This is a genomic window from Stutzerimonas kunmingensis, assembly GCF_900114065.1.
GTDB classification, from domain to species: Bacteria; Pseudomonadota; Gammaproteobacteria; order Pseudomonadales; family Pseudomonadaceae; genus Stutzerimonas; species Stutzerimonas kunmingensis.
Map to the genome: position 1 here is coordinate 104,808 of NZ_FORS01000011.1, position 17,829 is coordinate 122,636.

Sequence of the window (17,829 nt, forward strand, 5' to 3'; positions counted from 1 at the left end):
GGGCTCTTATCCTTCGCCGCACATACCGCTTGGCAAAGCAATCCGATGGGTAGTCCGGTTCCTGCGCGCTTTCTGTTCTTCGTACTCGGCTTGTTGTTGCTGGTCGCAATCTGGCTGTCGCTGGCACTGGGACCGCTGAGCCTGGCGCTCGGCGACAGTCTGGCTGCGGCGCTGCGCTTGGTAGGCGTGCCGATCGAAGCGTCCGGGCTCGAGCAGGCCGAGCTGATTCTTGCGCAGATCCGCCTGCCGCGGACCTTGCTGGGCTGCGCCGCCGGGGCAGTACTGGCGCTTTGCGGGGTGGCGATGCAGGGACTGTTCCGCAACCCGCTGGCCGACCCAGGGCTGGTCGGGGTTTCCAGCGGTGCTGCGTTGGGCGCGGCGATCGCCATAGTCGGTAGCACATTCATTCCGGCGTTGCCTGCGGGGTGGGAGCCCTACCTGCTGTCGGTCTTCGCCTTCGTCGGCGGGCTGGGCGTGACCTTGCTGGTTTACCGACTCGGCCGGCGCGACGGGCAGACCCACGTCGCCACGATGCTGCTGGCCGGCATTGCGCTGACCGCGCTGGCCGGTGCAGTGGTTGGGTTGTTCAGCTATCTGGCCGACGACAGAACGTTGCGCTCGCTGACCTTCTGGAATCTCGGCAGTCTGAACGGCGCCAGTTATGCACGGCTATGGCCGCTGCTGCTGATCACCATCGCCGTCGCACTGTGGCTGCCGCGGCGGGCGAAAGCCCTGAATGCGTTGCTGCTCGGCGAATCGGAAGCGCGTCATCTCGGTTTCGATGTGGAGCGGATCAAGCGTGAACTGGTGGTCTGCACGGCGCTGGGTGTCGGCGCAGCGGTGGCTGCTGCCGGTCTGATCGGCTTTATCGGATTGGTGGTTCCGCACCTGATGCGCCTGTTGGTCGGCCCCGATCACCGCTTGCTGCTACCAGCTTCGGCACTTGCTGGCGGCAGCTTGCTGCTGCTTGCCGATGTCGTCGCGCGGCTGGTGATAGCGCCGGCGGAGCTGCCGATCGGCATTGTCACTGCGTTGCTCGGCGCACCTTTCTTCCTTTATCTGCTGTTGCGGGAGCGCCTCTGATGCTGGTGGGCTGCGATCTGACCGTGCGCCGTGGCGCGATAACGGCGCTGCAGGATGTTTCCCTCGAGCTGCGCCCAGGGCAGGTTTTCGGTGTGCTCGGCCCGAACGGTGCGGGCAAGAGCACGCTGCTGGCGACGTTATCCGGCGAGCTCAGGCCTTCCAGGGGGCAGGTCTTGCTCCAAGGGCGGCCGCTCGGCGACTGGGCGGATGTGGAACGCGCGCGTTGCCTGGCCGTGTTGCCGCAGAGTTCGACGCTCAGCTTCGCCTTCCGCGTGGCGGATGTGGTGGCCATGGGGCGCCTGCCTCATCGCACCGGGCGCGGAGCCGATGCCGCCTTCGTTGCAGCAGCGATGGCTGCGGCGGACGCGCGGCACCTTGCGACGCGCAGCTACCTCGAACTGTCTGGAGGTGAGCGTCAGCGTGTGCATCTCGCTCGGGTGCTGGCGCAGCTGTGGCCGGGCGAGACAGGGCAGGTGCTGATGCTCGACGAGCCTACGTCGATGCTCGATCCTGCGCACCAGCACGGCATTTTAAAGGCGGTCAGGGCCTTCGCCGCGCAAGGCGCCGCCGCTCTGGTGATCCTGCACGATCTGAATCTGGCTGCGCGCTATTGTGATCGGTTACTGCTGCTAAAGGATGGTCGGCCAATCGTGGCAGGGCCACCCGATGAAGTGCTGCAAGCCGAGCCGCTGCGAGCGGTATTCGGTCTGGATGTGTTGGTGCAGCGACATCCGGAACTCGGTCACCCGCTGATCATTGCCCGTTGAGGAGGTTCATCGTGCGCATTCTTGTGTTGCTTGTGCTGGGTTTGCTGACGGCCTGCCATTCGCTACCGTCGCTACCTGAGTGGCAAAGTCCCGAAGGGCGTGAGCATCCGGAGCTCGGTCTGATCGTCGATCTGCGTAGTGACGCGGTACTCACGCCCGCGCAGCTGGTAGCGGAGCTGCAGGCGCAGGATCGGCTACTGGTCGGCGAGCGGCACGACAACCCGGATCACCATGCGCTGCAGCTCTGGTTGCTGCGGGCGTTGGCCGAAGAACGTCCGCAGGGCAGCTTGTTGCTGGAGATGCTCGACCCCCAACAGCAGGCGCTAGTCGATGCGGTGCGCCGCGAGGTGCGTGAGGGGCAAGCGCCAGCCGATCTTCCTGAGGCGCTGGGCTGGCAGAGGGGCTGGGATTGGGCTCAGTACGGAGCCCTGGTTTCACATGCGCTCGCGCAGCCTTACCCATTGCTGCATGCCAATCTCGGGCGCGACGAAATCATGTCGATCTATCGTGCCGCACCGTCATTGCAGGGGCGCAAATCTGCGGCCGCGGCGGTAAGCGAGGCATTGCTGGCGCAGATCGAGGTCTCTCACTGCGGGATGCTGCCGGCCTCCCAGCTGCCGGCGATGCTGGCGGTGCAGCAGCAGCGTGATCGACGCATGGCCGAGCGAACGCTCGCCGCAGCCGAGCCAGCCATGCTGCTGGCCGGCGCGTTCCATGTCCGTCGAGATCTGGGCGTGCCGTTGCATATCGAGGATCTGTCAGGGAAGTCAGTCGCGGTGTTGATGCTTGCTGAAGTGGGCGAGACGGTATCCGCTGCGCAGGCCGACTATGTCTGGTACACCCCGGCGCAACCGGAGCAGGATCATTGCGAACAGCTGCGCCGACCGGGCAAGCAACCTGGCTGACATTTTCTACAGGCAAAAAAAGACCCGGCAGAGCCGGGTCAAAACCGTGATTAGCCTGATGAGGAGATAACCTGAAGGATCGACTGCCTGAGCCTTCAGCTATCGGCTGACCTCGCGATCAGTTGCGATAATAATAACAATTCTCATTTCTGCGTCAACAGGCTTTCGTAAAAAATATTCTTTGGGCTGGTCTGCCTCAAACGGCAACGTTTACCCGCAGATGAGTGACTTCCTTGTTCAGCAGGTCAATACGCCGCGCCATGCTTTCAATGAGGCTGTGAGCGATACGGGGGTTGCTCTGTGTCAGTCCGAGGAACTGTTCCTTGGGAATGACCATGACCGTGCAGGCCTCACTGGCGACCACCGTTGCGCTGCGTCGCTCGCGGGTGAAGACCGCCATGGCGCCGAAGATCTCGTCCTTCTGTACGTCGCCAACCTTCTGGCCGTCGACGATGGCCTCGGCGTGGCCTTCGATGATGATGAACACGTTGTCTGCCTCGTCGCCTTGGCGGATCAGCTCTTCACCGACGGCGAAATGCTTGAAGCCGGTAGCCGGGCGGATCTCCGGTTGCTTCAGGCGCGCAAGGGCGTCGCCGAGCAGGGCGGTATGACCAATCAGATACTGGGTGAACAGTTCCTGGCGGTGCTCATCGGAGTGGATGTGCTGGAACACCGCGTTGCGCGAGTAGGGAATCAGGCTGACGGGTTCGTCGCTGCAATAGCGGCACTCTGGCAGGTCGCCCGACTGGCGCAATCCAACCAGGTCACCCTCCTGCAGATAGAACAGCGCCTTGCCGTCGATCAGTGCATGCAGTAGCCCGGTCTCGATGATGAAAAGTTGCTGTGCTGGCAGCTCGGCGCACAGATCGTCGGTGTGCTTGAGTTCAAGGTTGGGGCCTGAGGGCTGCAAGCCTTCGAGCAATTGGGTGGGGATGGTTTGCAGGCGGTTGATCAGGCGATCGGCGTAGGCCGGTTGCTCCCCGAGTAAATACATGTCGGTAATCCTTGAACGAACGGGCAGACGATTGGCAGGGTCACGTCGGCGCACAATAGGCTCGGGCGAGGGCCTGAGTAAATCTCGCCGAGCAGAGGTTGTGAGCTAGCTCTAGTTGTCGCGATCGGCGCCCAGATTCCGATTCAGCTCTTCCTTCAGCGGGATCGGCAGCTGCTGCCACGGGACATCTCTCAACGCCCCCTCGATGGCATACAGCAGAACCTTCGAGGCCCCGAAGCCGCGTGCCTTCACGGCGCGATAGGAGCTCACCGCGCCCAATCGTCGGAGGTCCGCAGCGGTGTGGATTCCCGATGCATGCAGCCATTGCACCGAGGTCTTGCCGAGATTGCGAAGCGAAAGCAGTTCGTCGTGCATGGCGGCGTCCTTGCGGTGCTAGCGGTTGGGGAAGCCTGTCAAAAAGTGTAGCGGCCAGCGGATAAGCCTCCGCTGACCTGTCTGGCCCCATGCAGACGTCAATTGGGGCTCGATTGATGTAATGGGGTCGCGACCATGCCGCTGATGCCATTGCTTCACGGCAGACCAGGTGCGCAGATAGCCCATCAGCTCGTGGAGATCCCAGTGCGCTTCGAGGGCGAAGGGCGGCGGTTCGATACGTGGAAAGGGAAGCCGGATATCGCGGTAACCGGCATCGACGCTGCTGCGACCAGCTGGCCAGTAACCGGCGAGTGTTCCGTAGTAGAGCCTGTGGATGATCGCGTCCACTGCGGCCGATATCTCCAGCAGGCTGTAGCACCAGGCGCAGAACAGGCCGTTCGGCTTCAGTGCGCGCTGCGTCTGATTGAAGAATGCCGGCGTGGCGAACCAGTGCAGGGCTTGTGCGACTACCAGCAGATCGAGCTGTCCGCTGCGCAATGGCAGATGCTCCGCATCGGCGACGAAACGCTGCACGTTTAACCAGGTATCGCCAGCCGCGAGCTGTTCGGCGCTCGCGTCGCAGGCCAGGACCCGATGGAAGTGTCGTGTCAGCGGGATGCTCGCTTGCCCGTTGCCGGCCGCAAGGTCGAGCGCGGTGTCGGTGGCCGCGCATTGGCTGGCGAGCCAGTTGAACAGCGCCTCGGGGTAGGTCGGGCGGAAGCGTGCGTAGTCGGTGGAGCGGCTGGAGAACAGCTGGATGCTGTCACTGGCCGGCTTTGGCGCGGGTGATTCGCTGGCAGACATAGCGGTGTTCCACGATTGGAATACCGGGAGTATAGAAGCACCGCCGCACTCTGCTGGCGGCGGTGCCTGGCGGTCAGAGGCCGGGCAGGTGCTGACGGATACTGGCGACCAGCTCGTCGAGGCTGCCGGCGTCCTGGGTGTCGACCCGACGGCTATGCAGTCGCTCGCTCTCGTTCAGCGCCTCGCGGCTGGCCTGCTGGGCATGCACTACCTCCATGGTCGCGTCGGATGGGTCAAGCCCCTCGGCCTGGCGTTGCGCCAGCCACTGCGCGATCACCGCATCGGGCGCCTGGCAATCGAGTATCAGGAAGGGCACGCCAGTGGTCTCGGCCGCCTGCCAGGCATCCTGGCGCTGCTGCTGCTTCAGGTATGCCGCGTCGATCACCACGGAAAAGCCAGCCTGCAGCGCTGTCGTTGCCAGCTGGTGCAGCCGCTTGTAGGTCTCATCGCTGGCCTGCTGGCTGTAGATACCGGCATCGAGGTGGCCCTGCTGGGCTTCGGGCTGCTCGCCATGCAGGCGCTTGCGTTCGATATCCGAGCGCAGGCGTATCGCGCCAAGGGCCTCGACCAGGCGTAGCGCAACATGGCTCTTGCCTACGGCGGACACGCCGTGGGTGATGGCGAGGAAGCGCGAGGGAATGGCGCTGTAGCTTTCGGCCAGATTCGCGTAGCTGCGGTACTGCCGTACGATCACCTTGCGTTGCACCGCGTCCTGCTCCTGATACAGACGGAACAGGCTGACCTTGGCGCGGACCAGTGCGCGATAGGCCTTGTACAGATTCAGCAGCGCCAGCGCGGCGTAGTCGCCGGTGTGCTCCAGCCAGCCATTGATGAACCTGCGCGCCTGGCACTTCAGGCCACGATCCTCGAGGTCCATCGCCAGGAAGGCTGCGTCGGATGCGGTATCGATCAGGCGAAACGGCTCGTTGAACTCGATGCAGTCGAACAGCACCACCTTGCCATCGATCAATGTGGCATTGCCCAGGTGAAGATCGCCGTGACATTCGCGGACGAAACCTTCCTGGCAGCGCTGGTCGAGCAGCGGACGCAGGCGCTCGATACTAGTTTCGGTCCATTCCTCGAGCGCATCCAGCTGGCGGAGATCCTCGGCTTCGCTGAGCAACGGGCGAATCTGTTCGAAGTTCTGCCGCATCGGCGCAACGATCGCATCGGCACTGCTCAGTGCATGACCGGCAGGCACCTGCGGGGTGCCCTGGTGGAAGCGGGCGATCTGCTCGGCCAGGGCGTCAATGTGCGCGTCCGTCAACTCGCCGCGCGCCTGCAGTTCGGCCAGTAGCTGGGTTTGTGGGAACTCGCGCATCTTCAGCGCATATTCGAAGGGCTCGCCTGTACCATCGATCTCGGGTGCATCCGGCGATCCGCTGATGGGAACGACTGCGAGATACAGATCCGGCGCCATGCGCTGGTTGAGCCGTAGCTCTTCTTCGCAGAAATGCTTGCGTGAGGCGAGGTCGGTGAAGTTGAGAAAGCCGAAGTCCACTGGCTTCTTGATCTTGTAGGCATAGGTGCCGGTGAGGATGACCCAGGAAATGTGGGTCTCGATTACCCGAAAGCCCTCGCTGGGATGCGGGTACAGGGCTGGATTCTGCAGGGCGGCGATCAGTGCTTGGCTCACGGTCATTCCTTGTTGAAGTTCTTGAACGGGGCGTGCGAGTCCACTGCGAAGCAGTCCACACAGTCGAAAAGTCGCAGGCATTATGGCCGCTGTGCGTTGCGCTGCAAACCGCTGAGAGGCCGTCGGTCCGCGCCTGCAAAGTGCGTATAATGCGCCGCCATGACTAAATCTCGCTCCCCCCGTACACGCTCCAGACGCCGCTCCGCTGGCGCTCGCCCCTGGTTGGGCTGGGCGGTCAAACTGTCCATTGTCGGCCTGGTGATCCTGGCCGGTTTCGCCATTTATCTCGATGCCGTGGTGCAGGAGAAATTCTCCGGCAAACGCTGGACGATTCCGGCCAAGGTCTATGCACGACCGCTGGAGTTGTTCGTCGGGCAGAAGCTCGATAAGACCGATTTTCTCGCCGAGCTGGATGCGTTGGGCTATCGCCGCGAAAAGGCTGTCAGCGGTCCGGGTGGCGCGTCGGTCGCTGGTAATGACATCGAACTGCACACCCGCGGCTTCCAGTTCTACGAAGGTGCCGAACAGTCGCAGCGGCTGCGAGTACGCTTCTCTGGCGATTTCGTCGCCGGCCTCAGCGCTGCCAATGGCGGCTCGCTACCGGTGGCGCGGCTGGAGCCGGTGTTGATCGGTGGGCTGTACCCCGCGCACAACGAGGATCGCATCCTGATCAAGCTCGATCAGGTGCCGCCGTATCTGGTGGAAACGCTGGTCGCCGTGGAGGATCGGGAGTTCTTCAATCACTTCGGTGTATCGCCCAAGTCCATTGCCCGCGCCGTCTGGGTCAACCTTACTGCAGGCCAGGTTCGCCAAGGGGGCAGTACGCTGACCCAGCAGCTGGTGAAGAACTTCTACCTGACCAACGAGCGCAGCCTTAGCCGTAAGGCCACCGAGGCGATGATGGCGGTGCTGCTGGAGCTGCACTACGACAAGGAAGACATTCTCGAAGCCTACCTGAACGAAGTGTTTCTCGGTCAGGACGGTCGCCGTGCCATTCACGGCTTCGGTCTGGCGAGCCAGTACTTCTTCGGCCAGCCGCTGGCCGAGTTGAAGTTGCCGCAGGTGGCATTGCTGGTCGGCATGGTGAAAGGGCCTACCTACTACAACCCTCGACGCAATCCCGAGCGGGCGTTGGAGCGGCGCAACCTGGTTCTCGACCTGCTCGCCGAGCAGCAGGCGGTCAGCGCCGAGGACATAGCAAAAGCCAAGCAGGCACCGCTGGGCGTGACCCAGCGTGGCAGCATGGCCGACAGCTCCTATCCGGCCTTCCTCGACCTGGTCAAGCGTCAGCTGCGTGAGGACTATCGGGACGAGGACCTCACCGAAGAAGGTCTGCGTGTCTTCACCAGTTTCGATCCGGTGATCCAGCTCAAGGCCGAGCAGGCCATGAGCGAAACCCTCAAGCGTCTCGGCAAGAGCACCGAAGGCGTCGAAGGCGCAATGATCGTGACCAATCCTGAGACCGGTGAAATTCAGGCCCTGCTCGGTAGTCGCCAGCCGGGTTTCGCGGGGTTCAATCGCGCGCTCGATGCGTCACGGCCGATCGGCTCGCTGATCAAGCCGGCCATTTACCTGGCTGCGCTGGAAAAGCCCAGCCAGTACACGCTGACCAGTCTGCTCGAAGACGAGCCCTTCTCGGTCAAGGGCGCCGACGGGCAGATCTGGAAGCCGCAGAACTATGGGCGTCAGGCTTATGGCACGGTTTACCTGTATCAGGCACTCGCCAATTCCTACAACCTGTCCACGGCGCGGCTCGGGCTCGACCTGGGTGTGCCGAATGTGCTGAAGACGCTTGAGCGGCTGGGTGCATCGCCACAGTGGCCAGCGTATCCGTCGATGCTGCTCGGAGCGGGCGGTTTGCGGCCGATCGAAGTTGCCGATATGTATCAGACCCTGGCCAACGGTGGCTTCAACACTCCGTTGCGTGGCATTCGCAGCGTGCTGACCGCGGACGGTGAGCCACTCAAGCGGTATCCGTTCCAGATTCAGCAGCGCTTCGATCCGGGTGCCATCTACCTGACTCAGTACGCCATGCAGCGTGCCATGCGCGAAGGAACGGGTCGTTCTGCCTACAACCGTCTGCCGCAGTCTCTGAATCTGGCTGGCAAGACCGGTACCACCAACGACTCTCGTGACAGCTGGTTCGCAGGCTTCAGCCAGGATCTGCTGGCAGTGGTCTGGTTGGGCCGTGATGACAATGGCAAAACTTCGCTGACTGGGGCGACCGGCGCGCTGCAGGTGTGGAGCGATTTCATGCGGCGGGCCGATCCGCTGCCTCTGCAGATGCCAGTGCCGGACAACGTGACATATGCCTGGGTGGACGCGCGAAGCGGCTTGGGTACGGATGAGCGTTGCCCTGATGCGGTGCAGATGCCCTATATTCGCGGCAGCGAACCGGCCCCCGGACCTGGCTGCGGCATTCAGGCGCCGGCGGAGTCGGTCATGGATTGGGTGCGTGGCTGGTTGGAGTAACTGCCGCAGAGGTCGCGTGCTTCGTGGTTCTACGTTGAGAGGTCTGAATTGGTGAACAAGCAGTGGATGGCCGTTGTTGCAGCGGTGGCGCTGGTACAGGGGTGCGCGACAGTGGATCGTGGTTCGATCCCCGTGGTGGACTCAGGCGCTCCCGTTTCCGAGGAGGTGGCGGCTCGCCAGGGATACCGCGCGCCAGCCGCGGTCGCGACGCCAAGGCAGCAGCAAGAGGATTCTGGGGTGGTGGTGATGGTGCCGCAAGGCAGCTCTGCACCGTTTGAGACGTTCGCCGCGCCAGATGCACCCTTTGCTGGGTCGAGTGGAACGACAGGCGGAGATCAGCCTGCGTGGCAGCCGGCACCGTCAATCTCGGCGCCGGCCAGCACGCAGCAGCAACCGAGCATGCCCACCGGTATCCCGTCCTCCGGCAGCAGCAGCGGCCTGGCCGCCGACGAGCAGCTGGATGGCCCTGTGCTCGCGCTGTTGACTACGGCTCAACAGCAGCAGGGCGGTGGTGACCTGAATGGTGCGGCTTCCAGTCTCGAACGTGCGCAGCGTATTGCGCCGCGCGAGCCGCAGGTCCTTTATCGTCTGGCCCAGGTCCGATTGGCGCAGGGGGATGCCACTCAGGCGGAGCAGCTGTCGCGCCGCGCATTGAGCTATGCCAGCGGGCGCCCGGCGCTGCAGGCCAGCCTCTGGGAGTTGATTGCGCAGGCACGTGAGCGGCGGGGCGACAGTGCCGGTGCCGCGCAGGCTCGTGAACGAGCCAAGGTCAATCTGTGATGGATCCGCGCCTTCCGGCAGTCGCGCAGCAGCTGCTTTTGATCGAGCGCGAGCTGCGCACGCTTGGCATGTGGAGCGTCGAGCCGCCGGCGCCGGAGGATCTGGCCAGCGTCGAGCCGTTTTGCGTGGATACGCTGCGCTTCGAGCAATGGCTGCAGTGGATATTCCTGCCGCGGATGAAGGCGATTGTCGAGGCGGATCATCCTCTGCCGCAGGCGTCGGGCATCTGTGCGATGGCAGAGCTGGTCTATCGGGAGGCGCGGGTATTCAGTCTGCTCGAGGCGCTGCGTGCTTTCGATGCTTTGATCGAGGCGCCTTCGCGCTGAGCGGCTTGGCGCGCCGCTAGCGCAATGCCTGGAACCCGGAATCAGTTGCAGTTTTCGGCGATCTTGCCGCGTGTTTCTGCGATCTTTGCCTGCCGTTCCTCTTCGGTGATTCGCCGGCTTTCACCCTTCTCTTCGACACGTACTCGCGGATTGTTCTGCAGTTGCGCGAGGTTGGTGCGCATCGTCTCGCAGTAGCGCTTGCGTTCGGCCTCTTGCTCTGCGACCTGGCGCTTCACCTTGCGATCGATGCTCTGCTGGTCAACCTCGGTTTCGTCCTCGATGACGGGGGCTGGCATCGTGGTCGATTTTGCCGGCGCGGTAACGGTGTTGACGGTTTCCACCTGCTGCCCTTGCGGCGGTTGCGCGCCGAAGTGCGTGACCCCCTGGGCGTCTACCCACTTGTATACCTGGGCGGCCATGACGTTGCCGCAAAGCGCCAGTACCAAGCCGCCCGCAAGAAACATGAATCGCATGTCGTTACCTTCATTGGAATCGGAAACCGGCAGTCACTATACCCAAAAGCCAGAGCGCCGCTTCTGCACCCCGTCACAGCTCAACGCTGCCCAAACACAACGGCGAGCTTGACTTGCTGGTGCTGAATCCGAACAATTCGAGGCTTGCTGTCCTGAGTCGCCTCGCCGCAAGCGATACCGGCTCAGTCTAGACAGACATGAGGTGCTACCCGCGCCGACCTGCATCACCCGCAACGCGTTACCTCGCGCTGGGTGGAGAGCCCGCGACACCAGGGTCTCTTCCAATACTGGCTCAGTCAGTGGCTGACGTAGTCGGCGACCACCGTCGCTCATGCCCTGCTGGCAGTAAACCTATTTCTGGCGGCTCCGACTTGGAATCGCTATCTGGCGTTTCAGAGGTGAACAACGTGGAACTCTTATCCGGCGCTGAAATGGTCGTCCGCTCCCTGCGTGACGAAGGCGTTAAGTACATCTACGGGTACCCGGGCGGTGCCGTTCTGCATATCTACGATGCGCTTTTCAAGGAAAAGGCCATCGAACACATCCTGGTTCGTCACGAGCAGGCCGCCACGCACATGGCCGATGGCTATGCGCGCGCGACCGGCAAGGCCGGCGTGGTGCTGGTGACCTCCGGTCCTGGGGCGACCAACGCCATCACCGGTATCGCCACCGCCTTCATGGACTCGATCCCGATGGTGGTCATCTCCGGTCAGGTGCCCAGCACCATGGTCGGCACCGATGCCTTCCAGGAAACCGACATGATCGGTATCTCCCGGCCCATCGTGAAGCACAGCTTCATGATCAAGCATCCTTCGGAAATCCCCGAAGTGATGAAAAAGGCGTTCTATCTCGCCGAATCCGGGCGTCCAGGGCCGGTTGTCATCGATATTCCGAAGGACATGACCAACCCGGCCGAGAAGTTCGAGTACGTCTATCCGAAGAAGGCCAAGCTGCGTTCGTACAGTCCGGCCGTGCGTGGACATTCGGGCCAGATTCGCAAAGCGGCGGAACTGCTGCTGGGAGCCAAGCGGCCCATCATCTACGCCGGTGGCGGCGTGATCCTGGGCAAGGCCTCGGCGCAACTGACCGAGCTGGCGAAGATGCTCAACCTGCCGGTGACCAACACCCTGATGGGCCTGGGTTGCTATCCGGGCGGTGACCGCCAGTTCGTCGGCATGCTCGGCATGCACGGCAGCTACACCGCCAACCTGGCCATGCACCATTCCGACGTGATCCTGGCGGTCGGTGCGCGCTTCGATGACCGCGTCATCAATGGTGCGGCGAAATTCTGCCCGAACGCCAAGATCATCCATATCGACATCGACCCGGCGTCGATCTCCAAGACCATCAAGGCCGACATTCCGATCGTCGGTCCGGTCGACAGTGTGCTGACCGAGATGGTCGCCATCGTCAAGGAAATCGGTCAGACGCCGAATGCCGAGACGGTCGCCAGCTGGTGGAAACAGATCGACGAGTGGCGCGGCAACCGCGGGCTGTTCCCCTACGACAAGGGCGATGGTTCGATCATCAAGCCTCAGGCCGCCATCGAGGTGCTTTGCGAAGTGACCAAGGGCGAGGCTTATGTAGCCTCGGACGTCGGTCAACACCAGATGTTCGCCTGCCAGTACTACAAGTTCGACAAGCCCAACCGTTGGCTCAACTCGGGCGGCCTCGGCACCATGGGCTTTGGTCTGCCTGCAGCCATGGGCGTGAAGCTGAACTTCCCCGAAGCCGATGTCGCGGTGGTGACGGGTGAGGGCAGCATCCAGATGAACATCCAGGAGCTGTCCACCTGCCTGCAGTACGACCTGCCGGTGAAGATCATCAACCTCAACAACGGTGCGCTGGGAATGGTTCGCCAGTGGCAGGACATGGTGTACAACAGCCGCTATTCGCACTCCTACATGGAGTCGCTGCCAGACTTCGTCAAGCTGGCCGAGGCTTATGGTCACGTGGGAATGCGCATCACCGACCTCAAGGACCTCAAGCCGATGATGGAAGAGGCGTTCGCCATGAAGGATCGCCTGGTCTTCCTGGATATCGCGGTCGATACCGCTGAGCACGTCTATCCGATGCAGATCAAAGACGGTGCGATGCGCGACATGTGGCTGAGCAAGACGGAGCGGACCTGATCATGAGACACATCATTTCCCTGCTGATGGAAAACGAACCGGGTGCGCTGTCTCGTGTGGTCGGCCTGTTTTCGCAACGCAACTACAACATCGAAAGCCTCACCGTGGCGCCGACCGAAGACCCGACCCTGTCGCGTCTAACGCTAACCACGGTAGGCCACGAGGAGGTGATCGAGCAGATCACCAAAAACCTCAACAAGCTGGTTGAGGTGGTCAAGCTGGTCGACCTGTCGGAAAGCGCTCATATCGAGCGTGAACTGATGCTGATCAAGGTCAAGGCCACCGGTGCCCAGCGCGCCGAGGTCAAGCGCACCACCGATATCTTCCGCGGGCAGATCGTCGACGTGACCACCAGCGTTTATACGATTCAGTTGGCCGGAACCAGCGACAAGCTGGACAGTTTCATCCAGGCCGTTGGCACTGCTTCGATCCTGGAGGTTGTGCGCAGTGGCGTCACCGGGATTTCCCGCGGTGACAAGGTGCTGAGTATCTAACGGCTGGCGGACGCGTCGTCTCTCCAGTCAGTAACGTTTTATCGAATGGCCCACGAGGCCGGCAACAGGGGTAATTCATGAAGGTTTCTTACGATAAAGACTGCGACCTCTCCATCATTCAGGGCAAGAAGGTCGCCATCATCGGTTACGGCTCCCAGGGCCACGCGCACGCGTGCAACCTGAAGGATTCCGGCGTCGACGTCACCGTCGGCCTGCGCCCGGGCTCGTCGTCCATTGCCAAGGCCGAGGCCCATGGCCTGAAGGTCAGCGACGTGCCGGCCGCTGTTGCTGCTGCCGACCTGGTGATGATCCTGACCCCGGACGAGTTCCAGGGCCGCCTGTACAAGGACGAAATCGAGCCGAACCTGAAGCAGGGCGCTACTCTGGCCTTCGCCCACGGCTTCTCGATCCATTACAACCAGGTCGTGCCCCGTGCCGATCTGGACGTGATCATGATTGCTCCCAAGGCACCGGGCCACACTGTGCGTTCCGAGTTCGTCAAGGGCGGCGGCATCCCTGACCTGATCGCGATCTACCAGGACGCTTCCGGCAATGCCCGCAACGTCGCGCTGTCCTACGCCTGTGGTGTCGGCGGTGGCCGTACCGGCATCATCGAAACCACCTTCAAGGACGAAACCGAAACCGACCTGTTCGGCGAGCAGGCTGTTCTCTGTGGCGGTTGCGTCGAGCTGGTCAAGGCCGGCTTCGAAACTCTGGTCGAAGCTGGCTACGCGCCGGAAATGGCCTACTTCGAGTGCCTGCACGAGCTGAAGTTGATCGTCGATCTGATGTTCGAAGGCGGCATCGCCAACATGAACTACTCGATCTCCAACAACGCCGAGTACGGCGAGTACGTGACCGGCCCTGAGGTGATCAACGCCGAGTCCCGCGCCGCCATGCGTAATGCCCTGAAGCGCATTCAGGACGGCGAGTACGCCAAGATGTTCATCACCGAGGGCGCTGCCAACTATCCGTCCATGACTGCCTACCGTCGCAACAACGCGGCGCACGGTATCGAAGTGGTCGGCGAGAAGCTGCGTGCAATGATGCCTTGGATCGCGGCGAACAAGATCGTCGACAAGAGCAAGAACTGATCGTTCTACTGCTCAAGAAAACGCGGCTTCGGCCGCGTTTTTTCGTTCGGCCTGCCAGGCTTCTGGTATAAAACCCGGCTTTGGCCAGGCTGAACCCCAAGTCTCCAGGACTGGTCGAAATCTATCCGTAACCTGTTGTAGAAGGTGAATGCGCATGAGTGGACAACCCGAAGAGCCGAACAAGCCAGTCGAGCCAGAAAGCATTCTGCCGATCGACGAGCATGTCGAGGAGACCCAAGAGCCTGATGGGCGCAAGGTTCGTCATCGTGGCATCTATCTGCTGCCCAACCTGTTCACCACCGCCAACCTTTTTGCTGGTTTTTTTTCGATCATCACCGCGATTAACGGCAACTTCTACGTGGCCGCCGCCACGGTGTTCGTCGCCATGGTGCTCGATAGTCTGGATGGGCGCGTGGCTCGTCTCACCAATACCCAAAGCGCATTTGGTGCCGAGTACGATTCGCTGTCGGACATGGTTGCCTTTGGTCTGGCCCCCGCAGTGCTGGCGTACGAGTGGGCATTATCCGAACTGGGTAATGTTGGTCTCACCGTCGCCTTCATATATGTCGCTTGCGCCGCTCTGCGTCTGGCGCGTTTCAATACGCAGATCGGTAAGGTGGACAAGCGCTGGTTTATTGGTCTGGCTAGCCCGGCTGCGGCGGGAGTAGTCGCCGGCTGGGTCTGGGCTGTCTGGGCACTGGATGAGGTTGGTATTCGCGGAGTCGATCTGCCGCTCATATTGGTCATGCTGTTCGCGCTGATGGTCGCGGCCGCAGGTTTGTTGATGGTCAGCAATATCAAGTACTACAGCTTCAAGGATCTCGATTTGAAAGGGCGCGTACCTTTCGTCGCGATCCTGATAGTAGTGCTCGTGTTCGCTGTCGTATTCAGTGATCCGCCCCGCATTCTGCTGTTGATCTTCCTGGCGTATGCGGCGTCCGGTCCTGTGCAGTACCTGATGCAGTTGCGCCGCCGCAAGCGCGTCGAGGGTTGATTTTCAACTCGGCTGCGCGTATTGCTCCATCGGAGTCAATACGCGGAGCAACCCATGCTTATCAAGATTCCCGCCTCCGGCGAGTGCCGTGAGTCAGAGGTAACGACCGAGGCTGCTTACTTGAGCCGTCGGCAGATTCTTGGTGGGGTGATGCTTTCGGGGGCTGCCGCCGGATTGCCAGCTCTCGCTAAAGCTTCCGAGCGTTATCCTGGCGTTACATCGGCGCCAGCACCGAAATGGTTCGCCGACAAGCTCGCCAGCGCTCGTTGGCAAGCAGTGGTCCCAGACGGCGAAGCCATCACGCCATTTGCGGACGCTTCCCAGTACAACAACTTCTACGAATTTGGCCCCAACAAGGGTGATCCGGCGCGTCATGCTTCGACTTTGAAAGTGGAGCCTTGGTCGGTGTTGATCGACGGTGAGGTCGATCAGCCTGGGCGTTACGCTCTTGAGGAACTGTGCTCGGAAAGCCGACTCCAGGAACGCATCTATCGGCTTCGCTGTGTTGAAGCCTGGTCAATGGTCATTCCGTGGCTGGGATTTCCTTTGGCCGATCTGATTCGCAAGGCCCAACCGCATTCCTCTGCGAAGTTCATTCGTTTCGAAACGGCGTACCGGTCGGAGGAAATGCGCGGAACCCGCTCCGGGTTTGGGCTGATCGATTGGCCCTATATCGAAGGGTTGCGAATGGATGAGGCCATGCATCCGCTAACGTTGCTTGCAGTCGGGATGTATGGCCGTACGCTACCTAACCAGAATGGGGCGCCGCTGAGGCTGGTGGTCCCTTGGAAGTACGGCTTCAAGAGCATCAAGTCGATTGTACGCATCAGCTTCGTGCGCGAGCAGCCGATTACGACCTGGCAGTCGATGGCGCCGCAGGAATATGGGTTCTACGCCAACGTCAACCCGAAGGTTTCGCATCCGCGATGGTCGCAAGCTCGTGAGCGCCGGCTCCCAGGAAGTCTGTTCAGCACAAACCTCCGGGACACCCAACTGTTCAACGGCTACGCGGAGCAAGTCGCGGGGTTATATAGCTCGATGGATCTCAGTAAGGACTATTGATGCGCTACCCCGTGTGGCGGCCGGCGGTTTTCGCCTGCGCCGCGAGCTTGCCGTTGTATTGGCTGTATCTGGGCTGGCAGTTCGCGCTTGGTCCTGACCCAGGCAAGGTGCTGGTCGATAATCTCGGTGAGGGTGCGCTGGTTTTGCTGCTTCTGACGCTTTCGATGACTCCGATGCAACGGCTGACTGGATGGGGTGGCTGGCTTGCCGTCCGACGTCAGCTCGGACTGTGGTGTTTCACCTATGCACTGCTGCACCTGAGTGGTTATCTATACTTCTTATTGGGTGGCGAGTTTTCTCGTTTGGGCGAGGAATTGCGCGAACGCCCCTATGTTCTGGTCGGTGGACTAGGGTTTGTCGGACTGACCGTCTTGGCGATGACATCATCCCGGTGGAGCATGCGCCGGCTTGGTAAGCGCTGGAAGAAAGTGCATAGGTTGGTTTATCTCATTGTCATTCTTGCGTTGCTGCATATGCTCTGGGTCGTTCGAGCGGACGCGGCCCGTTGGTTTCTCTATGCGGGTATTGCAATGGCGCTGTTCTTCTTGCGTGTTCCAGCGGTGACTAAGACTCTCGCTTCAGTGCGCAGCCGAAAAGGTAGGGGTGAATAAAACTGAAATAAACGGTTGACGTTGATTTTCAGGCTCCTATAATGCGCACCACTTCCGGCGCAGTCCTTAAGCAGAACCTCTTGTAAATCAAAAGGTTAGCGAAATAAAAGGGTTGCACGGATGGCGGATTCGAGTAGAATGCGCCGGGCTGGCAGGGTGGTGGTTGAATCCTGTTGGCGGCTTCGGTCGGGTTGATCGGAAGCGGTTGAAAGAGGTGGTTGACAGCGGTTTTGAATGCTGTATGATTCGCCTCCCGCTGACGAGAGACGCAAGTTGACCTGAAGCGCAAGCGGTTGAGAAGAAAGAAAAAATTCTTCAAAAACAGCTTGACAGGTAACAAGGCTGCTGTAGAATGCGCGGCCTCGGTTGAGACGAAAGACTTGATCGAAACGCTCTTTAACAACTGAATCAAGCAATTCGTGTGGGTGCTTGTGAATGTAAGACTGGTGGTCAGATAGATTATCAGCATCACAAAGCAACACTCGTTTATTCGAGAGTTAATCTTTACTTGTAAAGAGATTTGCGATTGCTGAGCCAAGTTTAGGGTTTTCTCAAAACCCAAGCAGTATTGAACTGAAGAGTTTGATCATGGCTCAGATTGAACGCTGGCGGCAGGCCTAACACATGCAAGTCGAGCGGATGAAGAGAGCTTGCTCTCTGATTCAGCGGCGGACGGGTGAGTAATGCCTAGGAATCTGCCTGATAGTGGGGGACAACGTTTCGAAAGGAACGCTAATACCGCATACGTCCTACGGGAGAAAGCAGGGGACCTTCGGGCCTTGCGCTATCAGATGAGCCTAGGTCGGATTAGCTAGTTGGTGAGGTAA

17 protein-coding genes and 1 rRNA gene are annotated in these 17,829 nt (G+C 61.0%); 13 read left to right on the forward strand and 5 right to left on the reverse strand.

What is annotated here, in order from left to right:
• Positions 1-45: 45 nt before the first annotated feature.
• The 3 genes from BM275_RS19920 to BM275_RS19930 are packed head-to-tail and all read left to right on the forward strand — an operon-like array spanning position 46 to position 2,755.
• Positions 46-1,083, forward strand: coding sequence for a FecCD family ABC transporter permease (locus BM275_RS19920; protein ID WP_090523155.1), 1,038 nt, complete (start codon positions 46-48; stop codon positions 1,081-1,083).
• 5 nt (positions 1,084-1,088) lie between these two features.
• On the forward strand, positions 1,089-1,850 hold the full coding sequence (locus tag BM275_RS19925; RefSeq protein WP_420884494.1) for a heme ABC transporter ATP-binding protein: 762 nt from the start codon (positions 1,089-1,091) through the stop codon (positions 1,848-1,850).
• An 11-nt stretch (positions 1,851-1,861) separates the two neighbouring features.
• Positions 1,862-2,755, forward strand: a complete 894-nt coding sequence (locus BM275_RS19930; RefSeq protein ID WP_090523157.1) for a ChaN family lipoprotein — start codon at positions 1,862-1,864, stop codon at positions 2,753-2,755.
• A gap of 196 nt (positions 2,756-2,951) precedes the next feature.
• Here the strand turns inward: BM275_RS19930 and BM275_RS19935 are convergent, their stop codons facing one another.
• The 4 genes from BM275_RS19935 to BM275_RS19950 all read right to left on the reverse strand — a co-directional run bounded on the left by BM275_RS19935 (position 2,952) and on the right by BM275_RS19950 (position 6,564).
• Positions 2,952-3,749 carry a Crp/Fnr family transcriptional regulator gene (locus tag BM275_RS19935; protein WP_090523158.1) on the reverse strand — a complete coding sequence of 266 codons (798 nt, stop codon included), beginning with the start codon at positions 3,747-3,749 and terminating at the stop codon, positions 2,952-2,954.
• A gap of 111 nt (positions 3,750-3,860) precedes the next feature.
• Complete coding sequence (locus BM275_RS19940) at positions 3,861-4,124, reverse strand: TfoX/Sxy family protein (RefSeq protein ID WP_014819277.1); 264 nt, start codon at positions 4,122-4,124, stop codon at positions 3,861-3,863.
• 18 nt (positions 4,125-4,142) lie between these two features.
• Complete coding sequence (locus tag BM275_RS19945; RefSeq protein WP_090523160.1) at positions 4,143-4,928, reverse strand: class I SAM-dependent methyltransferase; 786 nt, start codon at positions 4,926-4,928, stop codon at positions 4,143-4,145.
• A gap of 73 nt (positions 4,929-5,001) precedes the next feature.
• Entirely contained in the window at positions 5,002-6,564 is a 1,563-nt protein-coding gene (locus BM275_RS19950; protein WP_090523166.1) for a bifunctional aminoglycoside phosphotransferase/ATP-binding protein, read from the reverse strand.
• 159 nt (positions 6,565-6,723) lie between these two features.
• On the opposite strand from BM275_RS19950, the gene mrcB reads away from it, so the two are divergent.
• The 3 genes from mrcB to BM275_RS19965 all read left to right on the forward strand — a co-directional run bounded on the left by mrcB (position 6,724) and on the right by BM275_RS19965 (position 10,142).
• Positions 6,724-9,036: a penicillin-binding protein 1B gene (mrcB, locus tag BM275_RS19955; protein ID WP_041016157.1), complete on the forward strand. Its 2,313-nt coding sequence runs from the start codon at positions 6,724-6,726 to the stop codon at positions 9,034-9,036.
• 66 nt (positions 9,037-9,102) lie between these two features.
• Complete coding sequence (locus BM275_RS19960; protein WP_090523167.1) at positions 9,103-9,816, forward strand: tetratricopeptide repeat protein; 714 nt, start codon at positions 9,103-9,105, stop codon at positions 9,814-9,816.
• On the forward strand, positions 9,816-10,142 hold the full coding sequence (locus BM275_RS19965) for a YqcC family protein (protein WP_090523162.1): 327 nt from the start codon (positions 9,816-9,818) through the stop codon (positions 10,140-10,142). Before BM275_RS19960 ends, BM275_RS19965 begins: the two co-directional genes overlap by 1 nt.
• 41 nt (positions 10,143-10,183) lie before the next feature.
• On the opposite strand, the gene BM275_RS19970 is transcribed toward BM275_RS19965, so the two are convergent.
• Entirely contained in the window at positions 10,184-10,615 is a 432-nt protein-coding gene (locus BM275_RS19970; RefSeq protein WP_090523163.1) for a DUF4124 domain-containing protein, read from the reverse strand.
• A gap of 407 nt (positions 10,616-11,022) precedes the next feature.
• On the opposite strand from BM275_RS19970, the gene BM275_RS19975 reads away from it, so the two are divergent.
• From BM275_RS19975 to BM275_RS20010, 7 genes are all read left to right on the forward strand, one after another.
• Complete coding sequence (locus BM275_RS19975; protein WP_090523168.1) at positions 11,023-12,747, forward strand: acetolactate synthase 3 large subunit; 1,725 nt, start codon at positions 11,023-11,025, stop codon at positions 12,745-12,747.
• 2 nt (positions 12,748-12,749) lie between these two features.
• Entirely contained in the window at positions 12,750-13,241 is a 492-nt protein-coding gene (gene ilvN / locus BM275_RS19980) for an acetolactate synthase small subunit (RefSeq protein WP_003279875.1), read from the forward strand.
• Positions 13,242-13,318: 77 nt separating this feature from the next.
• Positions 13,319-14,335, forward strand: a complete 1,017-nt coding sequence (ilvC, locus tag BM275_RS19985; RefSeq protein WP_003303406.1) for a ketol-acid reductoisomerase — start codon at positions 13,319-13,321, stop codon at positions 14,333-14,335.
• A 154-nt stretch (positions 14,336-14,489) separates the two neighbouring features.
• The gene (gene pssA / locus BM275_RS19990; protein WP_014819285.1) at positions 14,490-15,329 is read left to right on the forward strand and encodes a CDP-diacylglycerol--serine O-phosphatidyltransferase; all 840 of its coding nucleotides are present in this window, start codon (positions 14,490-14,492) and stop codon (positions 15,327-15,329) included.
• Positions 15,330-15,383: 54 nt separating this feature from the next.
• Positions 15,384-16,391 (forward strand): protein-methionine-sulfoxide reductase catalytic subunit MsrP, encoded by a 1,008-nt coding sequence (gene msrP / locus BM275_RS19995; protein WP_090523164.1) that lies wholly within the window; start codon positions 15,384-15,386, stop codon positions 16,389-16,391.
• Positions 16,391-17,002: a protein-methionine-sulfoxide reductase heme-binding subunit MsrQ gene (gene msrQ, locus BM275_RS20000; protein ID WP_044315299.1), complete on the forward strand. Its 612-nt coding sequence runs from the start codon at positions 16,391-16,393 to the stop codon at positions 17,000-17,002. Before msrP ends, msrQ begins: the two co-directional genes overlap by 1 nt.
• A 570-nt stretch (positions 17,003-17,572) precedes the next feature.
• Positions 17,573-17,829 (forward strand): 16S ribosomal RNA (locus BM275_RS20010); the annotation flags it as partial.